We start from the raw sequence: 15,625 nt of genomic DNA, 5'->3' as shown, positions 1-15,625 counted from the left end.
CTGCCGACCGGCGCTTCGCTTGCCACGATGGCTCCCGCCCTGCCCTTCCACCGCCTCGCGCTGGATCCTGGCGGATGACGCCCGCAGGCGCTCTGGCCTGCCCTCCCTACGCTGCTGTGACCTCCGGCCGCTGACTGCGCGACCGCAGTGATCCTGTTGCTGCGTTTCCGCCGTTGCGGCGGTGCGTTGCCGTGCGCGTGGCGTCGTGCCTGCACACATTCCCCGGCCCCCACGCCACTCACCGATGCCCCTGCGCCACCTGCGCCTGCATCGCCGTTTCCGATTTCCGGGACCTAGCCCACCGTCTATTCACCTCTTCCACTTACAAGGGAGCCCCATGCAGGACACCCCCGAGGCACACGCCCACTTCGGCTGGTTCAAACGCCGCCGCCACCTGAAGGTCGATGAGATCACCGTCGTCGACAAGCCCATGCTCAAGCGCGCCGTCGGCGCGGCCGCACTTGGCAATGCCATGGAGTGGTTCGACTTCGGTGTCTACGGCTATCTGGCGGTCACCATCGGCCAGGTGTTCTTCCCCTCCAGCAATCCCACCGCGCAGGTGATCGCCGCGTTCGCCACGTTCACCGTAGCGTTCCTGGTACGGCCGCTGGGCGGCCTGGTGTTCGGCCCGCTGGGTGATCGCTACGGCCGCCAGAAAGTGCTGGCGTTCACCATGGTCCTGATGGCGCTGGGCACCTTTTCGATCGGCCTGATTCCCGCCTACGAGCGCATCGGCATCTGGGCACCGGTGCTGTTGCTGCTCGCACGCGTGGTGCAGGGCTTTTCCACCGGCGGTGAATATGGCGGCGCGGCGACCTTCATCGCCGAATACTCCACCGACCGCAACCGCGGCCTGATGGGCAGCTGGCTGGAGTTCGGCACGCTGGGCGGCTATATCGCCGGCGCCGGTACCGTGACCGCGCTGCACATGGTGTTGAGCAGCGAACAGATGCTGGACTGGGGCTGGCGCATTCCGTTCCTGGTGGCCGGCCCGCTGGGCCTGCTCGGCCTGTACATGCGCATGAAGCTGGAGGAAACCCCGGCGTTCCGCGCCTTCGCCGAGGAAGCCGAGAAGCGCGAGCACGACCGGCCCGGGCTGGGCGCGCTGTTCCAGGTGCATGGCCGCCAGCTGCTGGTGTGCATGGGCCTGGTACTGGTGTTCAACGTGACCGACTACATGCTGCTGACCTACATGCCCAGCTACCTCAGCGTCACCATGGGCTATGCCGAGAGCAAGGGCCTGCTGCTGATCATCATCGTGATGCTGGTGATGATGCCGCTGAACATCGTCGGCGGATTGTTCAGTGACCGGCTGGGCCGCCGGCCGATGATCATTGGCGCCTGCATCGCGCTGCTGGTGTTGGCGGTGCCCTGCCTGCTGCTGGTGGGCAGCGGCAATGACGGACTGATCTTCCTGGGCCTGATGCTGCTGGGGCTGGCGCTCGTGTGCTTCACCAGCTCGATGCCGTCCACGCTGCCGGCGCTGTTCTACACCCCGGTGCGCTACAGCGCGCTGTCGATCGCCTTCAATGTGTCGGTGTCGCTGTTCGGTGGCACCACGCCGCTGGTGACCGCGTGGCTGGTGGAGCGTACCGGCGACCCGCTGGTGCCGGCCTATTACCTGATGGGCGCGGCGGTGATCGGCCTGGTGACCATGCTGTTCGTGAAGGAAACCGCCGGCCTGCCGCTGCGCGGTTCACCGCCGGCCGTCGGCAGCGACAAGGAAGCGGCCGCGCTGTTGAAGAGCGATGTGCCGGTGACGGTGGACCCGACCTTGCCGCCGCTGCCGGATGTTGCCGAGCCCGAGCAGGTGAAGCCTGCCTGAGGCCGGGTGCAGAATGCGATCCACGCATGGCGTGGATCGATGGGCCAAGTGGCGCCGGGTGGATACGCCCGGCGCTGCATGGCGCTACGTCTTGATGCGGGTCAGCTTCCCCGGCGTCCAACGCAGCGTCCAGGTGTAGTTTCCGTCCGGCGGACAGACGTGGCGGAAATCGCGGGGAATTTCGCAGACCGTTGCGCCTGCGGTAACGGTGAAGGCAACGATGATCCGGTTGCCTTCGATTCGGATCGACTGCACCGCGCCCGGAATCTGGATGCCGGCATCATCGCCATAGCCATACCTGCGGATGGCGGCATAGTCCTCTGCCTCCACCGGCGACAGGCTCTTCGGGTTCTCCTGGCCACGCGGATCGTTCGCTGTCAGCGCCGTCATCACCGCCACCACATTGCTCTGCGCGAAGCTGCCGCCGGTGTAGGTGGACGTGTAGAAATACACGACCTCGGCACGGCCATCGCCATCGAGATCGGCAACAGCGGTCCACACCGGACGGAACTCGGATTCAATGTCATCGCCGGGAATCAGCCGCAGATTGGCTTCGGCGGCCCGATACGCCTGTACCAGGCTGGGCGGCGCCACCATCCGCTTGGACGCGGCCGGCGCGGCCATCGCCGTCAGGCTGGACAGCGCCAGCGCAGCAAGCGCCAGGCAGGTCGAAGTGGAGCGGAACATCGCAGGTCCGTGCATGTCATCCTCCTTGGGTGTGCGGCCAGTCTAACCACAGCCAAGGCATCCCCGCATGGCGTGGATCTAGCGCGGGGTGTTCGATTCCATTGCACGCATCACGATGGGCTTGGCCCAGCCGGGCGTGTGCAGCAGGTCGGCTACGGCAATCGGGTACTGCAGTTCGCCTGCAGCCATGGCCAATACCGGCAGCGGCACCACGCAACCCTGCGCGTCGGCCGGTGCGCTGTTGTCGTAGACGTGCAACTCGGCCAGGTGCGGCAGCAGCTCCAGCAGGTTCGCGCGCGCGGAATCGAAACGCGCGCGGATCTTCTCGACTGGAATGTCATGGCCACCGGCGGCCACCCGCGCAGCAACACGGGCGATATGCAGCTCAACATCGGCCAGCCCACAGAACCAGATCGCCACCTGATGCCGTTCGCAGGCCTCACGCAGCAGGCGCGGAATGGTGTTGCCGCCGAGCGTCGTCTCGAAGGCGAAGTCGGTGCCATCGGCCATGGTCTGGCGCAGGCGGCGGGTGCCTTCCTGCCATGCCTCGGCGTTGGCCTCCGGCAGCGACCAGCCGGCGTCGACCAGGCGACGGGTGAACGCGTCCGGGTTGAACCAGCTCAGCCCTTCGGCGTCCAGCCAGGTGCCCAGCAGCGAACTCTTGCCGGCGCCATTGACACCGGCCAGCGCCAGGATGCGTCCCATCGATCAGAGCGGGCGGCCGAGGGTGACCTTGCGGCCGCGCCGGATCGGCTGGCCCAGCACCTTGCCCAGCCCTTCACCGCGCTGCAGCCCGGCCAGGGTCTGGTCGAACTCGTTGCGCAGGCGCTGCAGTTCCTCGTTGCGCTCACCGGCATCGCCGCCAGCGGCCTTGGCCAGCAGTTCCTGGTAGGTGCGGATGTCCACGATCACCGCTTCCGGGTGATTGTGGTTGGTGATGACCAGCGCCTGCTTTTCGCGCACGGTGCGCATCAGGCTCGGCCAGCCGCGGGTCTTCACCGACGAGGCCGGGGCCTTTTCGAGGCCAGGCAGATCCAGCGGCAGGGTCATGGCACGGCTCCAGGCGGGGCGGATGGGAACCACTATACCCAATTTGGCCAAATTGGAGATAAATGCCCTTTTACCCAGGCAGCCCGGTGTCCGGGGCGTCGGTCTGCAGCAGGCTGTCGCGATCGCGCAGCGGGAAGCGGATCCAGGCATCCAGGCCTTGCGGGGTAAAGCGCAGCTCGCCGCTGCCGGCCAGTTCATAGGGCACCCGCTGCTCGATCAGGACCCGGCCCAGGCCACGCTGGCGTGGCATCTCCCACCCCTCCACCTCGGCATGGCGCTCGCACCAGTGCAGGCCCAGCCACGGCTGCCCGTCCTGCACCTGCAGGTGCCAGCAGACATCAACCCGCCCGTCCTCGTGGGCCAACGCGCCGTGCCGGAGCGCATTGGCGGCCAGCTCATGGATGGCCAGCGACAGTACTTCGGCCGCCTTCGGTGGCAACAGCACATCCTCGCCCTGCAGGTGACAGGCGGCGGCCGCCGGTGCCTGCGCCGCGATCTCCTCCTCGAGCATGCCGCGCAGGCAGACCCCTACATTGGCGCCGCGGGTCAACAGGCTCTGCGTGCGCGCCAGTGACATCAGCCGCGCGCACAGGCGCTCGGCATACTCGTCCACGCTGCCGACCGATACGCGGGTCCGCCAGGCAATGGCATGGATGGTCGACATGATGTTGCGCACCCGATGCTGCAGTTCGGCCAGCAGCACCGACTGGCGCTCGGTGGCACGCTTGAGATCGTCGATGTCCACTGCGATCGCGAACACGCCACTCACCGCGCCATCGGCATCACGCAGCGGTGCGGCGGCGACGCGTGTCCAGCGCGCGCGCCCGTCGTCATGGATGAACTGGAACTCCAGGCCCGGGACCATCGTCTCCCCCCGCAGGGCGCGGGCGATGGCGAAATCGTGGGGTTCGATGCGCGAGCCATCGGGATGCACCCCCTGCCACCGATAGTGGTTGGGGCGATCCGTGGAGGGCACCTTGCCGGTGGGAAGATAGGTCCGCATCTGGTCGTTGGACAGCTGCAGGTTGCCGTCGGCGTCGACAATGCAGACACCCACCGGCAGCACCTTGAAGGCCAGCGCCAACCGGCGGTCGCTCTCACGGCGCTTCTGTTCCTCGCGTTCGCGGGCCGCCTGCGCGACGTGCGCAGCGGTCGTTTCGAACATGGTCACCAGCACGCCGTTGATGCACCCGTCCTCTCCGCGTATGGGGCTGTAGGTGATGGTGAACCAGACATCCTCCAAGCGCCCACGCCGCGCCAGCGGATAGAGCTTGTCCTCATAGGTGATGGTCTCGCCCTGCCACACACGCTGGTAGATCGGGCCATTGATGTGCCAGACCTCGGGCCAGCACTCGCGCGTCGGCTGGCCCAGTCCGCCAGGATGCTTGTCAGCCAGGATCTCGGCATAGCCATCGTTGTAGAGCTGCACCAGCTGCTCGCCCCACAGCACAATCATCGGGAAGCCGTGCGCAAGCATCAGGTCGACGGTGGCGCGCAGGTGCGGCGGCCATTGCTCGATCGCACCCAATGGCGTGCCTGACCAGTCGTGCCGGGCAATGCGGGCGGCCATGCCGTCATGGCGCGCATGGGCCTGCAGCGACGGCGGCATGCCTGCCGGGCGCTCAACGGCCCGGAGGCCTTCGGTGCGGCGCGACATGCCGCGCAATCAGGCGATGCCCGCAGGGGCCTGCGGCGTCGCCACCAGTCCTGCCAGCTGCTGGACCAGGGCCTCGATGTGATAGGGCTTGGTGCAGCGAGGCGCATCCGCGAAGCGGCTGGGCAGGTTGTCATCGTAGCCAGAGGTCAGCATGAACGGCGTACCCGCTTCGGCCAGCCGGTCGGCCAGCGGATACACCTGTTCACCGCCCAGGTTGATGTCCAGCAGGGCCACATCGATGGGGTTGTCATCCAGCAGCCGGCCGAGTGCCTGCAGGTCCCCGGCCGGTCCCACCACCTGCGCGCCCTTCAGCTCCAGGTAGTCCACCAGGAACATCGCGATGGCGAATTCATCTTCCGCCACCAGTACTCTCAACCCTTTCAGGCCTTCTGGTTTGTTGCCCGCTTCCAGCACGACCGGCGCTCCTCGATACACGCGGCCCACCTCCGCCGCAACGGTCGTAGGATGCGCGAACCGGGCTACAAGGGCGCGTGATGATCGATGAAGATCGCAGCCGCGGCGCATTCACTCCGGCATTGCAGCTTCCATGCCGAGCTGCGCTCGGAACGTGACGAGGATGGCCGTTTCCACGTGCACCGCGTGCTGCATGCCAGCGCTGGAAGTGGCGGAGAAGACCCTGGTGATGCGCGAGGGTGCACGCATCACCAGTGAGCACGGGGGTGCTGCGTAACCCCATCCACGCATGGCGTGGATCTACTGTAGAGCCAAACCCATGCCCGGCTCTGCAAAAGGCTCAGCGCCGTGAATGCAGTACGGTGCGCTGGCGCATCGCGTTGAATTCCTGCTCTACCTGCTGGATATCCTCGGCCTGGAACCCGGCCGCGTCCAGCAGTTCGTCGGCGGCGGCGGCGGCCAGCGGATCATCGTCACGCTGGCGCCAGCAGCGCGCTGGCAGGAAATACCCCACTTCGCTGCGCCCGCGCATGATCACCACCGGCCGGCCTGCGTACAGCAGGAACTCCGCCAGGTGCTGGCGCAGCCCCTCCACCGAGACATAGGCCGGGCCGATGCCCAGCGATCGGCTGGACGGTTCGGAACTCTCGAACAGCTTGCGACGGCTCATCCACTCCTCCTTATGTGCAGCGTGTGGTCTCCTTTCCTTAGACGGGCGCATCGCTGCGCCCCCGCCACGCACTACGTGATCCACATCACGCCGTCACTCAGAACCCGGTATTGAACTCCAGCTGGAACACATCGATCGACAGTGGGGCACCGGACACTTCCTTGGCCGCCATCCACTTGCCGCTGATCCAGCTGCGCGCGTCCAGCGCGTAGGCGCCGCCCACGTAGTAGCCGCGGGCATTGGTGCCTCCGAGGTGGAAGTTCGGGTCGTTGTAGGCGTCCGGCAGCGCATCGGCCTCGATGCGCTTGTAGCCCAGCAGCGCCTGCCACTGGCCCTTCTCCTTCAGGTCGGTGGCACCGAAGGTGGCCTGCACCATCCAGGCGGTGTCGCCGCTGCGGAAGGTGTCGATGCTGGCGGTACCACCGGCGCCGTAGTTGTTGACGATGCCGTTGTTGGCGCGGCTGAGCATCGCCTGCTTGTCGTAGGCCAGGTTGCGGATGTAGTCGCCGTCCAGGCGCAGGCCGATGCCCTGGGCCAGCTGCGTATCCCAGCGCAGGTTCAGCGTGGCCAGGCGGAATGCCGAGGCCAGGCCGACGTACTGCGGGGTGGGCGTGTTGGCTGGATCCAGCGGGTTGCGTGCGATGTCGCGGATCAGCATCAGGGTGTTGCCCTTCTGCATGAAGGCCGGGCGCGACCAGTCGGTATCGCAGCCGACCGCGCCTGCGTACAGCGCGCACGGCGAGGACAGGCGGCCGCTGATGTTCTTGAAATCGTAGTAGCCCAGCGCCGCGCGCAGCGCGTTGTCGTCGGTGAAGCGCCAGTTCACGCCCACCTGCGCACCGGACAGCCACTTGTTCTCGTTCGGGGTCTTGACCCGGCTCTGGCTGGGCGCGCTGTCGGAGGTGTACTCCAGCGGTACCACTGCCAGGTTGGCGAACAGGCCGAGGTCACCGCCGTCGGAATCGTACTGCAGGTTGGCGGCCAGGCCGTCGAAGTTCAGGTCGTTGGAGAACAGCGTATCGCTGGTCCAGAACGGATTGCCGAAGCGGCCGCCGCGCACCGTCACCCAATCGGCCGGACTGTAGGCCAGCCAGGCCTGGTCCAGCCACACGTCCTTCTTGCTCAGGCCACCGCCCAGCTGCTCGGTGGTCGACACCGGGCCATTGCTGCTGCCGCTGGCCAGGCGCACGCCAGCCGTGGTGTGCTGGCCGATGGTCGCCTCGATGCCGAGGCGGGCGCGGATGCGCCACAGGTTGCGGCGGTCCTGGCGGGTGTTCAGCAGCGGTGGCAGCTGCAGGTTGGTGTTGGTATTGGTGTCGAAGCCGTTGCCGGAATTGATCGACGACCAGTTGCTGACGATGTCGCTGTTGCGTTCGGAGAAGAAGCGCGACTCGCTGCGCACGCGCATGTCACCGGTGACCTTGATGCGTTTGGTCCACTCAGCCACTTCGTTCGGCGCCGCCCAGCCCTCGGACCTGGCCTGCGTCATCACCTCCTGGCGCACTTCGTCACGAATGCCGTCGCGCACGCTCTGCGGTACGTACGGCACGCGCACGTCACCGGCCTCCAGGGCCACGCCACCACTGGCGGCCGGTGTCCCGGCGGCTGCGGTGTGCTGCAACGCTGCTGCTTCGGCCTGCGCCTGCACCAGCAATGCCTGGCCGTCTTCGGGTTTCAGTGCACCGCTGGCGATCAACCCCTTGATCAGCTTGACCATGGTGGTTTCGGCGGCCATCGCGCCGGCCGGGGCGGCCAGGCTGAGCAGCACGGCGCAGCACAGCAGCGCCCGTCGGGCCGGCGGCGGGCGGCGGGAATCGGTTCGTGCGCGGACGTGGTCGTTCATCACGGTTCTCATCGAATGAAGGGAAATCATGGAGGTCGGGAATCAGGCCCCGGGCCGGCGGCCCTGGATCAGGACGCGGGCGGGGAAATCAAGCGACGGCGGCGGTGCCTGGTCGACCTTGCCGATGCGACGCAGTGCATCGAGCACGGCCGCGTCGGCCTCCTCGTTGCCACTGCCACGCACCAGCTCGACCTTTTCCAGGCGACCATCGCTGGCCAGCCACACATTCACCTGCAACTGGAACGCCAGGCGCTTGACCTTGTCGTCGCGCGAGATCGCCTGCTGCATCAGGTAGCCGAGGTAGCGCCCATAGGTGGCGTTGCCGGCACCGCCACGACCGACACCGGACGAACCGCCACCACTGCCGGACTGGATGCCGAAGTTGTCGCCACCGGCCTGCGCGTCGGCGTTCATCGTCACCGGATCGCTGTTGTCCGGGGTCGGCGTCGGCTCTTCGGCCGGCGTCGGCTGATCCAGCGGCTCCGGTTCGGGCATCGTCTCTTCCGGCGGCGTTTCCGGTTCCGGCGGTTCTTCCGGTGGCGGCGGGGGTGGCGGAGGCGGTGGCGGCAACGCCAGCATCGGCGGCTGCACCACCGGCCGGCGGGTGCTGGCGGTGTCCTTGAACAACAGCCACCACAGCGCGACGCCAAGCACCAGCAACGCGACCAGCACCAGCGCGACGGTCACCAGCAACGGGCGACCACGCATGCCGGGCTCCGGCCGGGGGGGTTGATGGGCGGTCATGCCTCAGCCCTGCGCCTTGCCGGTGACCAGGCCCACCTGGGCCAGCTCCAGGCGCCGCAGCAGGTCCAGCACCTCGACCACCCGGGCGTACTGCACTTGCGCGTCACCGCGCACGATCACCGGGAAATCCGGCGTGGTCGCGCGCTCGGTGCGCAGGCGGTCTTCCAGCTCGGCCATCGTCACCGGGTAGGCATCCAGGAACACCTGGCCACTGGGGTCGATGGTGATCGCCTTGGTCTTCGGCTTCTCCAGTGCCACGCTGTTGCTGGCCTTCGGCAGGTTGACCTCGATGCCGGGGATGGAGGCGTTGCTGGTCAGGATGAAGATCACCAGCACCACCAGCAGCACGTCGACGAAGGGCGTCACGTTGATGCCCTTCTCGCGCTTCTTGATGCCGAACTTCGCCTTCTGGCCCATGGCGCGCTCCTCAGCCCTGGACCGCGGCCGGGCCGCGCCCGTCCTGCTCTTCGGCCAGGCGCGCGGCGAACTCGTCGATGAACACCGCCATGTCCGCACCGATCGCTTCGGCACGCGCGCCCAGGTAGTTGTAGCCGAACAGTGCAGGGATCGCGACGCCGAGGCCAGCCGCCGTACACAGCAACGCTGCGGCCATGCCGGGTGCCACCGAGTTGATGTCGACCGCGCCAGCCATCGCCGCCACCACGAACACCAGCATGATGCCGATCACGGTGCCGAACAGGCCCACATACGGGGCCCCCTCGATGGTGGTCGACAGCCAGTTCATGCGCCGTGCCATCGCCTCCTGCTCACGCACCATCACCGCATCCATCGAGGCACGGATCGCCGCGATGGTGGCACCACTGAGGTAACCGCTGTTGCCATCGCGCTGGTGGCGCTGCTGCATTTCATCGATGGCCACCTGGTAGATGCGCCACAACGAGCCATCGTGCATCGCGGCCGGCGCCTTGCCCTGGCGGTCCATGTCGGACAGGGTGCGCAGCGGCACGCCGGACAGCTTGCCGAAGCTCTCGGTGAACACCGCATTGGCCTTGCTGGTACGGCCGAAGTGCCGCCCCTTGGCGATCATGATCGCCCACGACAGCAGCATCATCAGGCCGAGGATCGCGACCACCACCCAGGCATCGAACGGCATCGCCTTGAGGATGAAGGCGAAGTGGCTCTGACCGGCGGACTGCTCGTCCGCGCCGTAGCTGATCAGCCGCGAATCGGCACCCTGTGCGGTGGCATCGGCCAGCAGCAGCGCGGCCGGCCGTGCCACGCGCGAGACGCGCAGTTCATCCAGCGCACCTTCGAAGTTGGCCAGTGGCTGCACCGCCCCCGGCGCATCGGCACCCACCACCGGAGCCGTGCCCAGCGCCGGCAGCGCACCGCTCAGCTGGGCAACGACGCGCCCGTTGAGGTACAGCTGCAACGCGCCCTTCTCTGCCGTCAGTGCAACGTGTGCCCACTGTCCTTCCGGAACCGGCTGCGCGGGCGTGCTGCGCTGGCCATTGAGCTGCACGAACGGCACGCGGTTCTCGATGCCCAGCACCAGCTCGGATGCGCCGTCGCGACGCGCATAGATCGCCTGCGCCGCAGTGTTGCCGCCCGGCTTGATCCAGGCTGAAACGGTGAGCGGCGCGCCCGCTTCCTGAGCCAGCGATGCGCTGGCCGGCAGCGGCAGCGGACCGGCGCCCAGCTGCACGCCACGGCCGATCACCGAGCCTTCCGACGGCGGCACCACCGCACCGGCATTGTTGCCATAGGCGGTGGTGTCGCGTGCCGGCGCATTGGCCTCGGCAAAGTGGTAGACCAGCGTGTAGTCCGGATCGAACACCTGCTGGCCGTTGCCGCTGGCCGGTGCCTTCTCATTGCCGTAGTACATCCAGATCGTCTGCGGCGCGGCAGCGCTGACTGCCGGTACGTCGACCCAGACCAGGGCCAGGCCCATCCTGGGATCGAACTGTTCGATCTGGTGGGCCAGCACGGTACGGCCATCACCCGAGACGAAGCGCAGGTCGTTGCCCGCATCCTGGGTTCCGTCGAAGCCGAAGTTGCCGGTATGCAGGCGCAGCAGCAGCGGCGTGCGGCCCGGGTCACCGGCCAGGCCCGCGCCCTGCGGGCCGGCGTCGATGGTGATCGGCTTGCGGTACTTCCATTCGGCCTGCCACCAATTGGCATCGGCCGCAGCCACCGGCAGCGCAACCAGCGCGGCCAGCAGCAACAACACTCGGGAAAGCAAACGGTCCATGCGAAGGGTCTCCGGAGAACGCATGTTCAAGGGAAGGGTCAGTAACTGGTGCTGATGTTGAAATGCAGGCGCGGGTCGTCCTTGCGCGTGACCGGGCCATCGGCATACGGCCAGGCGTAGTCCAGGCGCAGTTGCAGGTGTTGACCCAGGCGCAGCTGCGCGCCCAGGCCGACCGAGGCCAGGTTGTACTTGTCGCGCTGTTCGGGCAGCGGCTGGCGCAGGCGCAGATAGGCCGCGTCGGCAAAGCTGTAGACGCGCAGGTCGGTGCCGCGCCACAGTGACCACGCAGGCGTGCGCCATTCCAGACTGGCCAGGCCGCCGTAGTCGCCGATCGCCTCGGCCGACAGGTAGCCGCGCACGGTGTACATTCCACCTGCGGCGAACTGCTCGGCCGACACCAGTGGCGCATCGGTTACCTGCAGCGAGCCGCGCGCATACCATTGCCAGTCGCTGCCGAAGGTATGCGTGTTAGCCACGTCGGCCTTGAACGCCACGAAACTCGGGTCGGCCCAGTAGCGCTTCTGCCCGAACGCGGTGGCGTCACTGCCGTAGCCGAACAAGCGACGCGTACCGGCCACCAGCTGGGTGTTGATGCTCAACTGATCCTGCTCGCCCTGGCGTACACCGACAAACGCCAGAGTGATCGGCGCGTACCTCAGCGGCGTCTTCAGGCTCTCCTTGCCCATCTGCGTGTCTTCCTCGGTGTCCTTGAAATCCACGCCGAGGCTGAGCTGGCGCCACCACTGGCTACTGCCCGGCAGGCGATAGTTGAGCTTGAGGCCGATCGAATGGCCGTTGCCGATCACATTGGTACCGGTGCCGGTACCGACCTGCCCACCTGCATTCAACACGCGGCTGTCGGATCTGTGGCCGGAGGCTTCCAGGCTCCACGGCGTACCTTCGAACGGCATCGTGTACGAGGCCGAGAACACCTTGGCCTGCTTCGTGTCTTCCGGCGCCAGATACACGCCGAGGTTGGCGCTGTGCCCACGCTTCCACAGGTTGTCGTAGGCCAGCGATGCACTCAGGCGCAGCTTCTCGGTGTCGGCGCTATGGTCGTTGTTGAGTGACGCACTGGCACGCCACGGCGACTTCTCCTCGACCTGCAGGTCCACATCCATCGTGCCCGGCACCTGGCCTTCGCGCACCAGTGGCATCACCTGGCGACGTCCGCCTTCGTTCAGTGCGGTCAGTTCCTTCTGGGCCTGGTCAAAGTCAGGCACCTTGCCCTCGGCCAGCGCCGGTACACGTTCCCGGATGCGTTCGGGCGACTCGTGGCGGGTGCCGACCACGCGCAGCTGGCCGATCGGCGTCTGCTGCACCTTCAGCAGCACCACGCCCCCACTGACCTGCTGCTCGGGTAGCTCGACGTAGACCGACTGGTAGCCGGCCTGCTGATAGAGCGCGTGGACCGCATCGCGCGCCTTCTCGACATCGGCCAGGGTCTTGCCCGGGCCGAGGAACGGTTCCACCGCACGTTCAATCTGCCGCGGATCGAGCACCGTGTTGCCGCGCACGACGTATTCGTTGATGTTCACGCTGGGCGCGGGTGCTGCCTCCTGCGCGAACAGCGGCAGCGGCATCGCGGCCAGGGCCAGCACCAGCGGATGCAGGCGCAGCGGAAGGCGAACGGCTCGGCACGGAACAGGATTCATCGAAGGCATCGCGTCGTATCGAAGGGAGGGGCCAGGGAGCGGCGCGTGGATCTACCAACAGGACGTGTACATCGCGTCAAAGCCGCCAACAGTTTTGTGACAGCACTGTCATCTTTTGAAAGCGCCGCAACGCACGCAGGCGGACCCTGCCTTGGCCACCCGTCTTCATTGCAGGACATCGATTGCTGCGGGAGATTCGAGATGTGTGAATCGTTGATGCCGGACCTGCGCGCTGCCCTCGCCCTCGCCCTGCTGCTGGCGCTGCCATCGGGTCGCGCCGACGAAGCGAAGAAGCAGGAAGAAGCTGCGCCCTGCATCGAAGTACTGGTCAACGGCGAGCGGATTCCGGCCTGGGACTGTCTGCAACGCAAGCTGGCGCCTGCGACAAGGCCGGCGAAGTCGGCGGCGCTCCCCGAAGCCGAACGCCTGATGCAGCAGCCCGGCAACCAGCTGATGCAGTACAACCTGGAAGGCACGCGGCAGCGCATGGGCGATGCGTTCGGTCGCTCGGTGGTGCCGCAGCGACCTGCGCGCTGAGCCAGCGCCTTTGTAGAGCCGAGCCCATGCTCGGCTGTCTTTGCATTCATCGGCGATGCCGCGCAGGAGCAGCCGAGCGCGGCCTCGGCTCTACAAGTCAGCCGGCACGATGCCATCAGTTGGCACTGGTGGCAGCGCGGGCACTGGCAGGCTGCGCGATTGACCGGCCTGGTTCAGTTCCACTGCGCTGGCATTGATGCTGGCCAGCACCGTACAGGGCCCCAGCCGCTGGCCGGGTGCGTACGCTTCGGCAGGACGCCCATCCACCGAAAGCAGCGCCAGCGGCGCGTGGTCGCCGGCCATCACACCCAGCACGACCACCTCGGTCTGCACCGCGCCCGGGGACAGCAGCCGCACCAGCGGCAGGCTTGCCACCGCATCGAACATCGGCCGCACCGCCGCCTCGGTCTTCGCCTCGCTGGCCACGGCCGCCGGCGCCACCGCAGACAGAGTGATGCTCCAATAGGCGACTACGGCCAGCAGCAGCGCCGCCGCCAGCAGGGTCAACATGCGATTGCGATCCCAGCGCCTGCCGTCCATGTTCCGCACCATCGCCACGTTCATGTCTGCCCACGCTAGCAGGTGCGGCTGACGCTTTTGTTTCATCATGCGGGCCTACGCTGGCAGGCATCGACCCGGACAGAAGGCAACGTCGATGCAGCGCGTGCCGCGTGGTTTCACCCTGCTGGAACTGATGGTGGTGCTGGTGATCATCGGTATCTGCACGGCGGGTATCGGGCTGGGCCTGGGCAGCCTGCTCGACCCGGGCCGGCAGCTGCGACAGGAAGCCGAACAGTTGGCGCAGCGCCTGCAGGTGGCGCGCGACGAGGCCCGCATCGATGGCCGCCCCCTGCGCTGGCAGGCCGACGCCGTCGGCTACCGCTTCAGCCGCCGCGAAGGCACCCGTTGGGTGGATGTGCAGCGCGACGACCTGCTGCGCCCACAACCATGGCAGCTGGCGGGCATCGCGGTGCAGCCGACCACGCCGATTGAACTGAGCCCCGAATGGATTGGCGTGGCGTGGGAGTTGACGCTGTCGTTGCAGGGCCGCCAGCTGCGTCTTCGTGATGATGGCAGCGGACAGTTGCAGGTCGTGCAGTGAAGCGGAACAGGCACGGGTTCACCCTGATCGAAGTGCTGATCGCATTGGCGATCGTTTCAATCGCACTGGCGGCGGTGATGCGTTCGGTGGCGGTGGCTACCGACGATCAATCGCGCCTGCGCGACCGTCGGCTGGCACTGATGTGCGCGCAGGACCGCTGGCAGGAGCTGCGCCTGGCTGGGCAGCCGCCGCAGGATGCACGGCAGCGCTGCGTGCAGGGGCGCAGCACGTTCCTGGTGCTGCAACATCTCGGCACCGGCAGCGACAGCCAGCCGCAACTGGAACTGAGCGTGGTGGCCGAAGATGCACCGCAGCAGTCCCTGGCGCGGATGCAGCTGCCATGGACCACCATGCAATGAAGCGGGTCGCGCGTGGCTTCACCCTGATCGAAGTGATGATCGCGATCACCATCATGGGTGTGCTGGCGCTGATCTGCTGGCGTGCGCTGGACAGCGTGGCCAGCAGCGACCAGCGCCTGCGCCGGGCCGATGCCGAAACCACGACGGCGCTGCGCATCCTGCAGCAGTTCCAGCGCGATATCGAGATGCGTGCCGACGACGCGCTGATGAATGGTGCAGTGCGTCCGGCCGATCAACCGCAGCGGCTGCTGCCTCCGTCCCTGGTAAGCGAACGGCACCCGGATGGCAGCTTCGCGCTGGAGATCACCCGCAGTGTCGGCAGTGATGGACTACGCTGGCAGCGGGTGCGCTGGTGGCGGCAGGGCAATACGCTGTGGCGGGCCAGTGGCGCGGCGACGGATCGATACCCCCTGCCCGCGCCTGAGCCGTCGAAAGGCATTGCGGTGGCCAGGGATGTGCAGCGGTTCGAGGTACGCGCCTGGCAGCCGGGCGCGGGGTGGGCGCTGTTGCCGAGCGAAGGCGAGGTGCTGCCGGCCACCGGGCTGGAACTGCGGTTGGGCCTGCGCGATGGGCGTGGGCCGCTGAGCTACCGGCGGGTGCTGGAGCTTTAGGATTCCTCCCAGGCAAAGCATCCACGCATGGCGTGGATCTACTGCCGAGCGGCTTCTACTGCCCGGCCTGCTTTGGTGGGTGCCGACCTTGGTCGGCACTGATGCTGGCCCAGCCATCCACGCATGGCGTGGATCTACTGCCGAGCGGCTTCTACTGCCCGGCCTGCCCTGGTGGGTGCCGACCGTTGGTCGGCACTGATGCTGGCCCAGCCATCCACGCATGGCGTGGATCTACTGCCGAGCCTGCCGCCGGGTGCCA

Annotated in this window: 17 protein-coding genes and 1 pseudogene; 6 read left to right on the top strand and 12 right to left on the bottom strand. The window is 67.2% G+C overall.

Translation table 11 applies throughout. The annotated features are described in order from the left end of the window. Positions 1-337: 337 nt before the first annotated feature. Positions 338-1,825 carry a glycine betaine/L-proline transporter ProP gene (gene proP / locus N5E02_RS02095; protein WP_188238530.1) on the top strand — a complete coding sequence of 496 codons (1,488 nt, stop codon included), beginning with the start codon at positions 338-340 and terminating at the stop codon, positions 1,823-1,825. 84 nt (positions 1,826-1,909) lie between these two features. Here proP and N5E02_RS02090 read toward each other — a convergent pair whose 3' ends face one another. The 5 genes from N5E02_RS02090 to N5E02_RS02070 all read right to left on the bottom strand — a co-directional run bounded on the left by N5E02_RS02090 (position 1,910) and on the right by N5E02_RS02070 (position 5,633). Continuing rightward, positions 1,910-2,527 carry a hypothetical protein gene (locus N5E02_RS02090; protein ID WP_188238529.1) on the bottom strand — a complete coding sequence of 206 codons (618 nt, stop codon included), beginning with the start codon at positions 2,525-2,527 and terminating at the stop codon, positions 1,910-1,912. Positions 2,528-2,590: 63 nt separating this feature from the next. Beyond that, positions 2,591-3,217: an AAA family ATPase gene (locus N5E02_RS02085; RefSeq protein WP_065177689.1), complete on the bottom strand. Its 627-nt coding sequence runs from the start codon at positions 3,215-3,217 to the stop codon at positions 2,591-2,593. Positions 3,218-3,220: 3 nt separating this feature from the next. Further along, positions 3,221-3,562: a type II toxin-antitoxin system prevent-host-death family antitoxin gene (locus N5E02_RS02080; RefSeq protein WP_065177688.1), complete on the bottom strand. Its 342-nt coding sequence runs from the start codon at positions 3,560-3,562 to the stop codon at positions 3,221-3,223. A 70-nt stretch (positions 3,563-3,632) separates the two neighbouring features. After that, entirely contained in the window at positions 3,633-5,219 is a 1,587-nt protein-coding gene (locus tag N5E02_RS02075) for a PAS domain-containing protein (RefSeq protein ID WP_065196385.1), read from the bottom strand. A gap of 9 nt (positions 5,220-5,228) precedes the next feature. After that, complete coding sequence (locus N5E02_RS02070; RefSeq protein ID WP_005416747.1) at positions 5,229-5,633, bottom strand: response regulator; 405 nt, start codon at positions 5,631-5,633, stop codon at positions 5,229-5,231. A gap of 129 nt (positions 5,634-5,762) precedes the next feature. Here N5E02_RS02070 and N5E02_RS20915 point away from each other — a divergent pair. Next, positions 5,763-5,910, top strand: a pseudogene (locus N5E02_RS20915) (OsmC family peroxiredoxin); the annotation flags it as partial. A gap of 63 nt (positions 5,911-5,973) precedes the next feature. Here N5E02_RS20915 and N5E02_RS02065 read toward each other — a convergent pair. The 6 genes from N5E02_RS02065 to N5E02_RS02040 all read right to left on the bottom strand — a co-directional run bounded on the left by N5E02_RS02065 (position 5,974) and on the right by N5E02_RS02040 (position 12,757). After that, complete coding sequence (locus tag N5E02_RS02065; RefSeq protein ID WP_053500994.1) at positions 5,974-6,303, bottom strand: hypothetical protein; 330 nt, start codon at positions 6,301-6,303, stop codon at positions 5,974-5,976. Positions 6,304-6,400: 97 nt separating this feature from the next. Further along, positions 6,401-8,146 (bottom strand): putative porin, encoded by a 1,746-nt coding sequence (locus N5E02_RS02060; protein WP_188238528.1) that lies wholly within the window; start codon positions 8,144-8,146, stop codon positions 6,401-6,403. A 42-nt stretch (positions 8,147-8,188) separates the two neighbouring features. Beyond that, positions 8,189-8,854: a cell envelope integrity protein TolA gene (locus tag N5E02_RS02055; protein WP_065196393.1), complete on the bottom strand. Its 666-nt coding sequence runs from the start codon at positions 8,852-8,854 to the stop codon at positions 8,189-8,191. Between the two features lie 39 nt (positions 8,855-8,893). Continuing rightward, the gene (locus tag N5E02_RS02050) at positions 8,894-9,307 is read right to left on the bottom strand and encodes a biopolymer transporter ExbD (protein ID WP_005409874.1); all 414 of its coding nucleotides are present in this window, start codon (positions 9,305-9,307) and stop codon (positions 8,894-8,896) included. Positions 9,308-9,317: 10 nt separating this feature from the next. Next, positions 9,318-11,102 (bottom strand): MotA/TolQ/ExbB proton channel family protein, encoded by a 1,785-nt coding sequence (locus tag N5E02_RS02045; protein ID WP_065196395.1) that lies wholly within the window; start codon positions 11,100-11,102, stop codon positions 9,318-9,320. 38 nt (positions 11,103-11,140) lie between these two features. Further along, entirely contained in the window at positions 11,141-12,757 is a 1,617-nt protein-coding gene (locus N5E02_RS02040) for a ShlB/FhaC/HecB family hemolysin secretion/activation protein (RefSeq protein WP_188238527.1), read from the bottom strand. 201 nt (positions 12,758-12,958) lie between these two features. Between N5E02_RS02040 and N5E02_RS02035 the strand changes: the two genes are divergently transcribed. After that, positions 12,959-13,294 (top strand): hypothetical protein, encoded by a 336-nt coding sequence (locus N5E02_RS02035; RefSeq protein WP_053500982.1) that lies wholly within the window; start codon positions 12,959-12,961, stop codon positions 13,292-13,294. 90 nt (positions 13,295-13,384) lie between these two features. Here the strand turns inward: N5E02_RS02035 and N5E02_RS02030 are convergent, their stop codons facing one another. After that, positions 13,385-13,846, bottom strand: a complete 462-nt coding sequence (locus N5E02_RS02030) for a general secretion pathway protein (RefSeq protein ID WP_181453220.1) — start codon at positions 13,844-13,846, stop codon at positions 13,385-13,387. Positions 13,847-13,949: 103 nt separating this feature from the next. Here N5E02_RS02030 and gspH point away from each other — a divergent pair, with 103 nt between their 5' ends. Genes gspH through N5E02_RS02015 form a run of 3 tightly spaced genes read left to right on the top strand, consistent with a single transcriptional unit; the run spans position 13,950 to position 15,366 of the window. Continuing rightward, positions 13,950-14,396 carry a type II secretion system minor pseudopilin GspH gene (gene gspH / locus N5E02_RS02025; protein WP_188238526.1) on the top strand — a complete coding sequence of 149 codons (447 nt, stop codon included), beginning with the start codon at positions 13,950-13,952 and terminating at the stop codon, positions 14,394-14,396. Then, positions 14,393-14,755 carry a type II secretion system minor pseudopilin GspI gene (gspI, locus tag N5E02_RS02020; protein WP_005416768.1) on the top strand — a complete coding sequence of 121 codons (363 nt, stop codon included), beginning with the start codon at positions 14,393-14,395 and terminating at the stop codon, positions 14,753-14,755. The genes gspH and gspI overlap by 4 nt, the downstream gene beginning before the upstream one ends. Continuing rightward, on the top strand, positions 14,752-15,366 hold the full coding sequence (locus tag N5E02_RS02015) for a prepilin-type N-terminal cleavage/methylation domain-containing protein (RefSeq protein ID WP_164263492.1): 615 nt from the start codon (positions 14,752-14,754) through the stop codon (positions 15,364-15,366). The genes gspI and N5E02_RS02015 overlap by 4 nt, the downstream gene beginning before the upstream one ends. Positions 15,367-15,625 lie beyond the last annotated feature (259 nt).

This window comes from Stenotrophomonas sp. GD03777, from assembly GCF_029842485.1.
GTDB lineage: Bacteria > Pseudomonadota > Gammaproteobacteria > Xanthomonadales > Xanthomonadaceae > Stenotrophomonas > Stenotrophomonas sepilia.
This window is presented reverse-complemented; position numbering and strand designations above follow the sequence as displayed.

Excerpts from the sequence above, each read along its gene's own strand:
- N5E02_RS02085 (WP_065177689.1), bottom strand. The coding sequence starts at position 3,217 with ATGGGACGCATCCTGGCGCTGGCCGGTGTCAATGGCGCCGGCAAGAGT.
- N5E02_RS02075 (WP_065196385.1), bottom strand. The coding sequence starts at position 5,219 with ATGTCGCGCCGCACCGAAGGCCTCCGGGCCGTTGAGCGCCCGGCAGGC.
- N5E02_RS02055 (WP_065196393.1), bottom strand. The coding sequence starts at position 8,854 with ATGCGTGGTCGCCCGTTGCTGGTGACCGTCGCGCTGGTGCTGGTCGCG.
- gspH (WP_188238526.1), top strand. The coding sequence starts at position 13,950 with ATGCAGCGCGTGCCGCGTGGTTTCACCCTGCTGGAACTGATGGTGGTG.
- N5E02_RS02060 (WP_188238528.1), bottom strand. The coding sequence starts at position 8,146 with ATGAACGACCACGTCCGCGCACGAACCGATTCCCGCCGCCCGCCGCCG.
- N5E02_RS02035 (WP_053500982.1), top strand. The coding sequence starts at position 12,959 with ATGTGTGAATCGTTGATGCCGGACCTGCGCGCTGCCCTCGCCCTCGCC.
- N5E02_RS02050 (WP_005409874.1), bottom strand. The coding sequence starts at position 9,307 with ATGGGCCAGAAGGCGAAGTTCGGCATCAAGAAGCGCGAGAAGGGCATC.
- N5E02_RS02015 (WP_164263492.1), top strand. The coding sequence starts at position 14,752 with ATGAAGCGGGTCGCGCGTGGCTTCACCCTGATCGAAGTGATGATCGCG.
- N5E02_RS02040 (WP_188238527.1), bottom strand. The coding sequence starts at position 12,757 with ATGAATCCTGTTCCGTGCCGAGCCGTTCGCCTTCCGCTGCGCCTGCAT.
- proP (WP_188238530.1), top strand. The coding sequence starts at position 338 with ATGCAGGACACCCCCGAGGCACACGCCCACTTCGGCTGGTTCAAACGC.
- N5E02_RS02090 (WP_188238529.1), bottom strand. The coding sequence starts at position 2,527 with ATGCACGGACCTGCGATGTTCCGCTCCACTTCGACCTGCCTGGCGCTT.
- N5E02_RS02065 (WP_053500994.1), bottom strand. The coding sequence starts at position 6,303 with ATGAGCCGTCGCAAGCTGTTCGAGAGTTCCGAACCGTCCAGCCGATCG.
- N5E02_RS02080 (WP_065177688.1), bottom strand. The coding sequence starts at position 3,562 with ATGACCCTGCCGCTGGATCTGCCTGGCCTCGAAAAGGCCCCGGCCTCG.
- N5E02_RS02030 (WP_181453220.1), bottom strand. The coding sequence starts at position 13,846 with ATGGTGCGGAACATGGACGGCAGGCGCTGGGATCGCAATCGCATGTTG.
- N5E02_RS02045 (WP_065196395.1), bottom strand. The coding sequence starts at position 11,102 with ATGGACCGTTTGCTTTCCCGAGTGTTGTTGCTGCTGGCCGCGCTGGTT.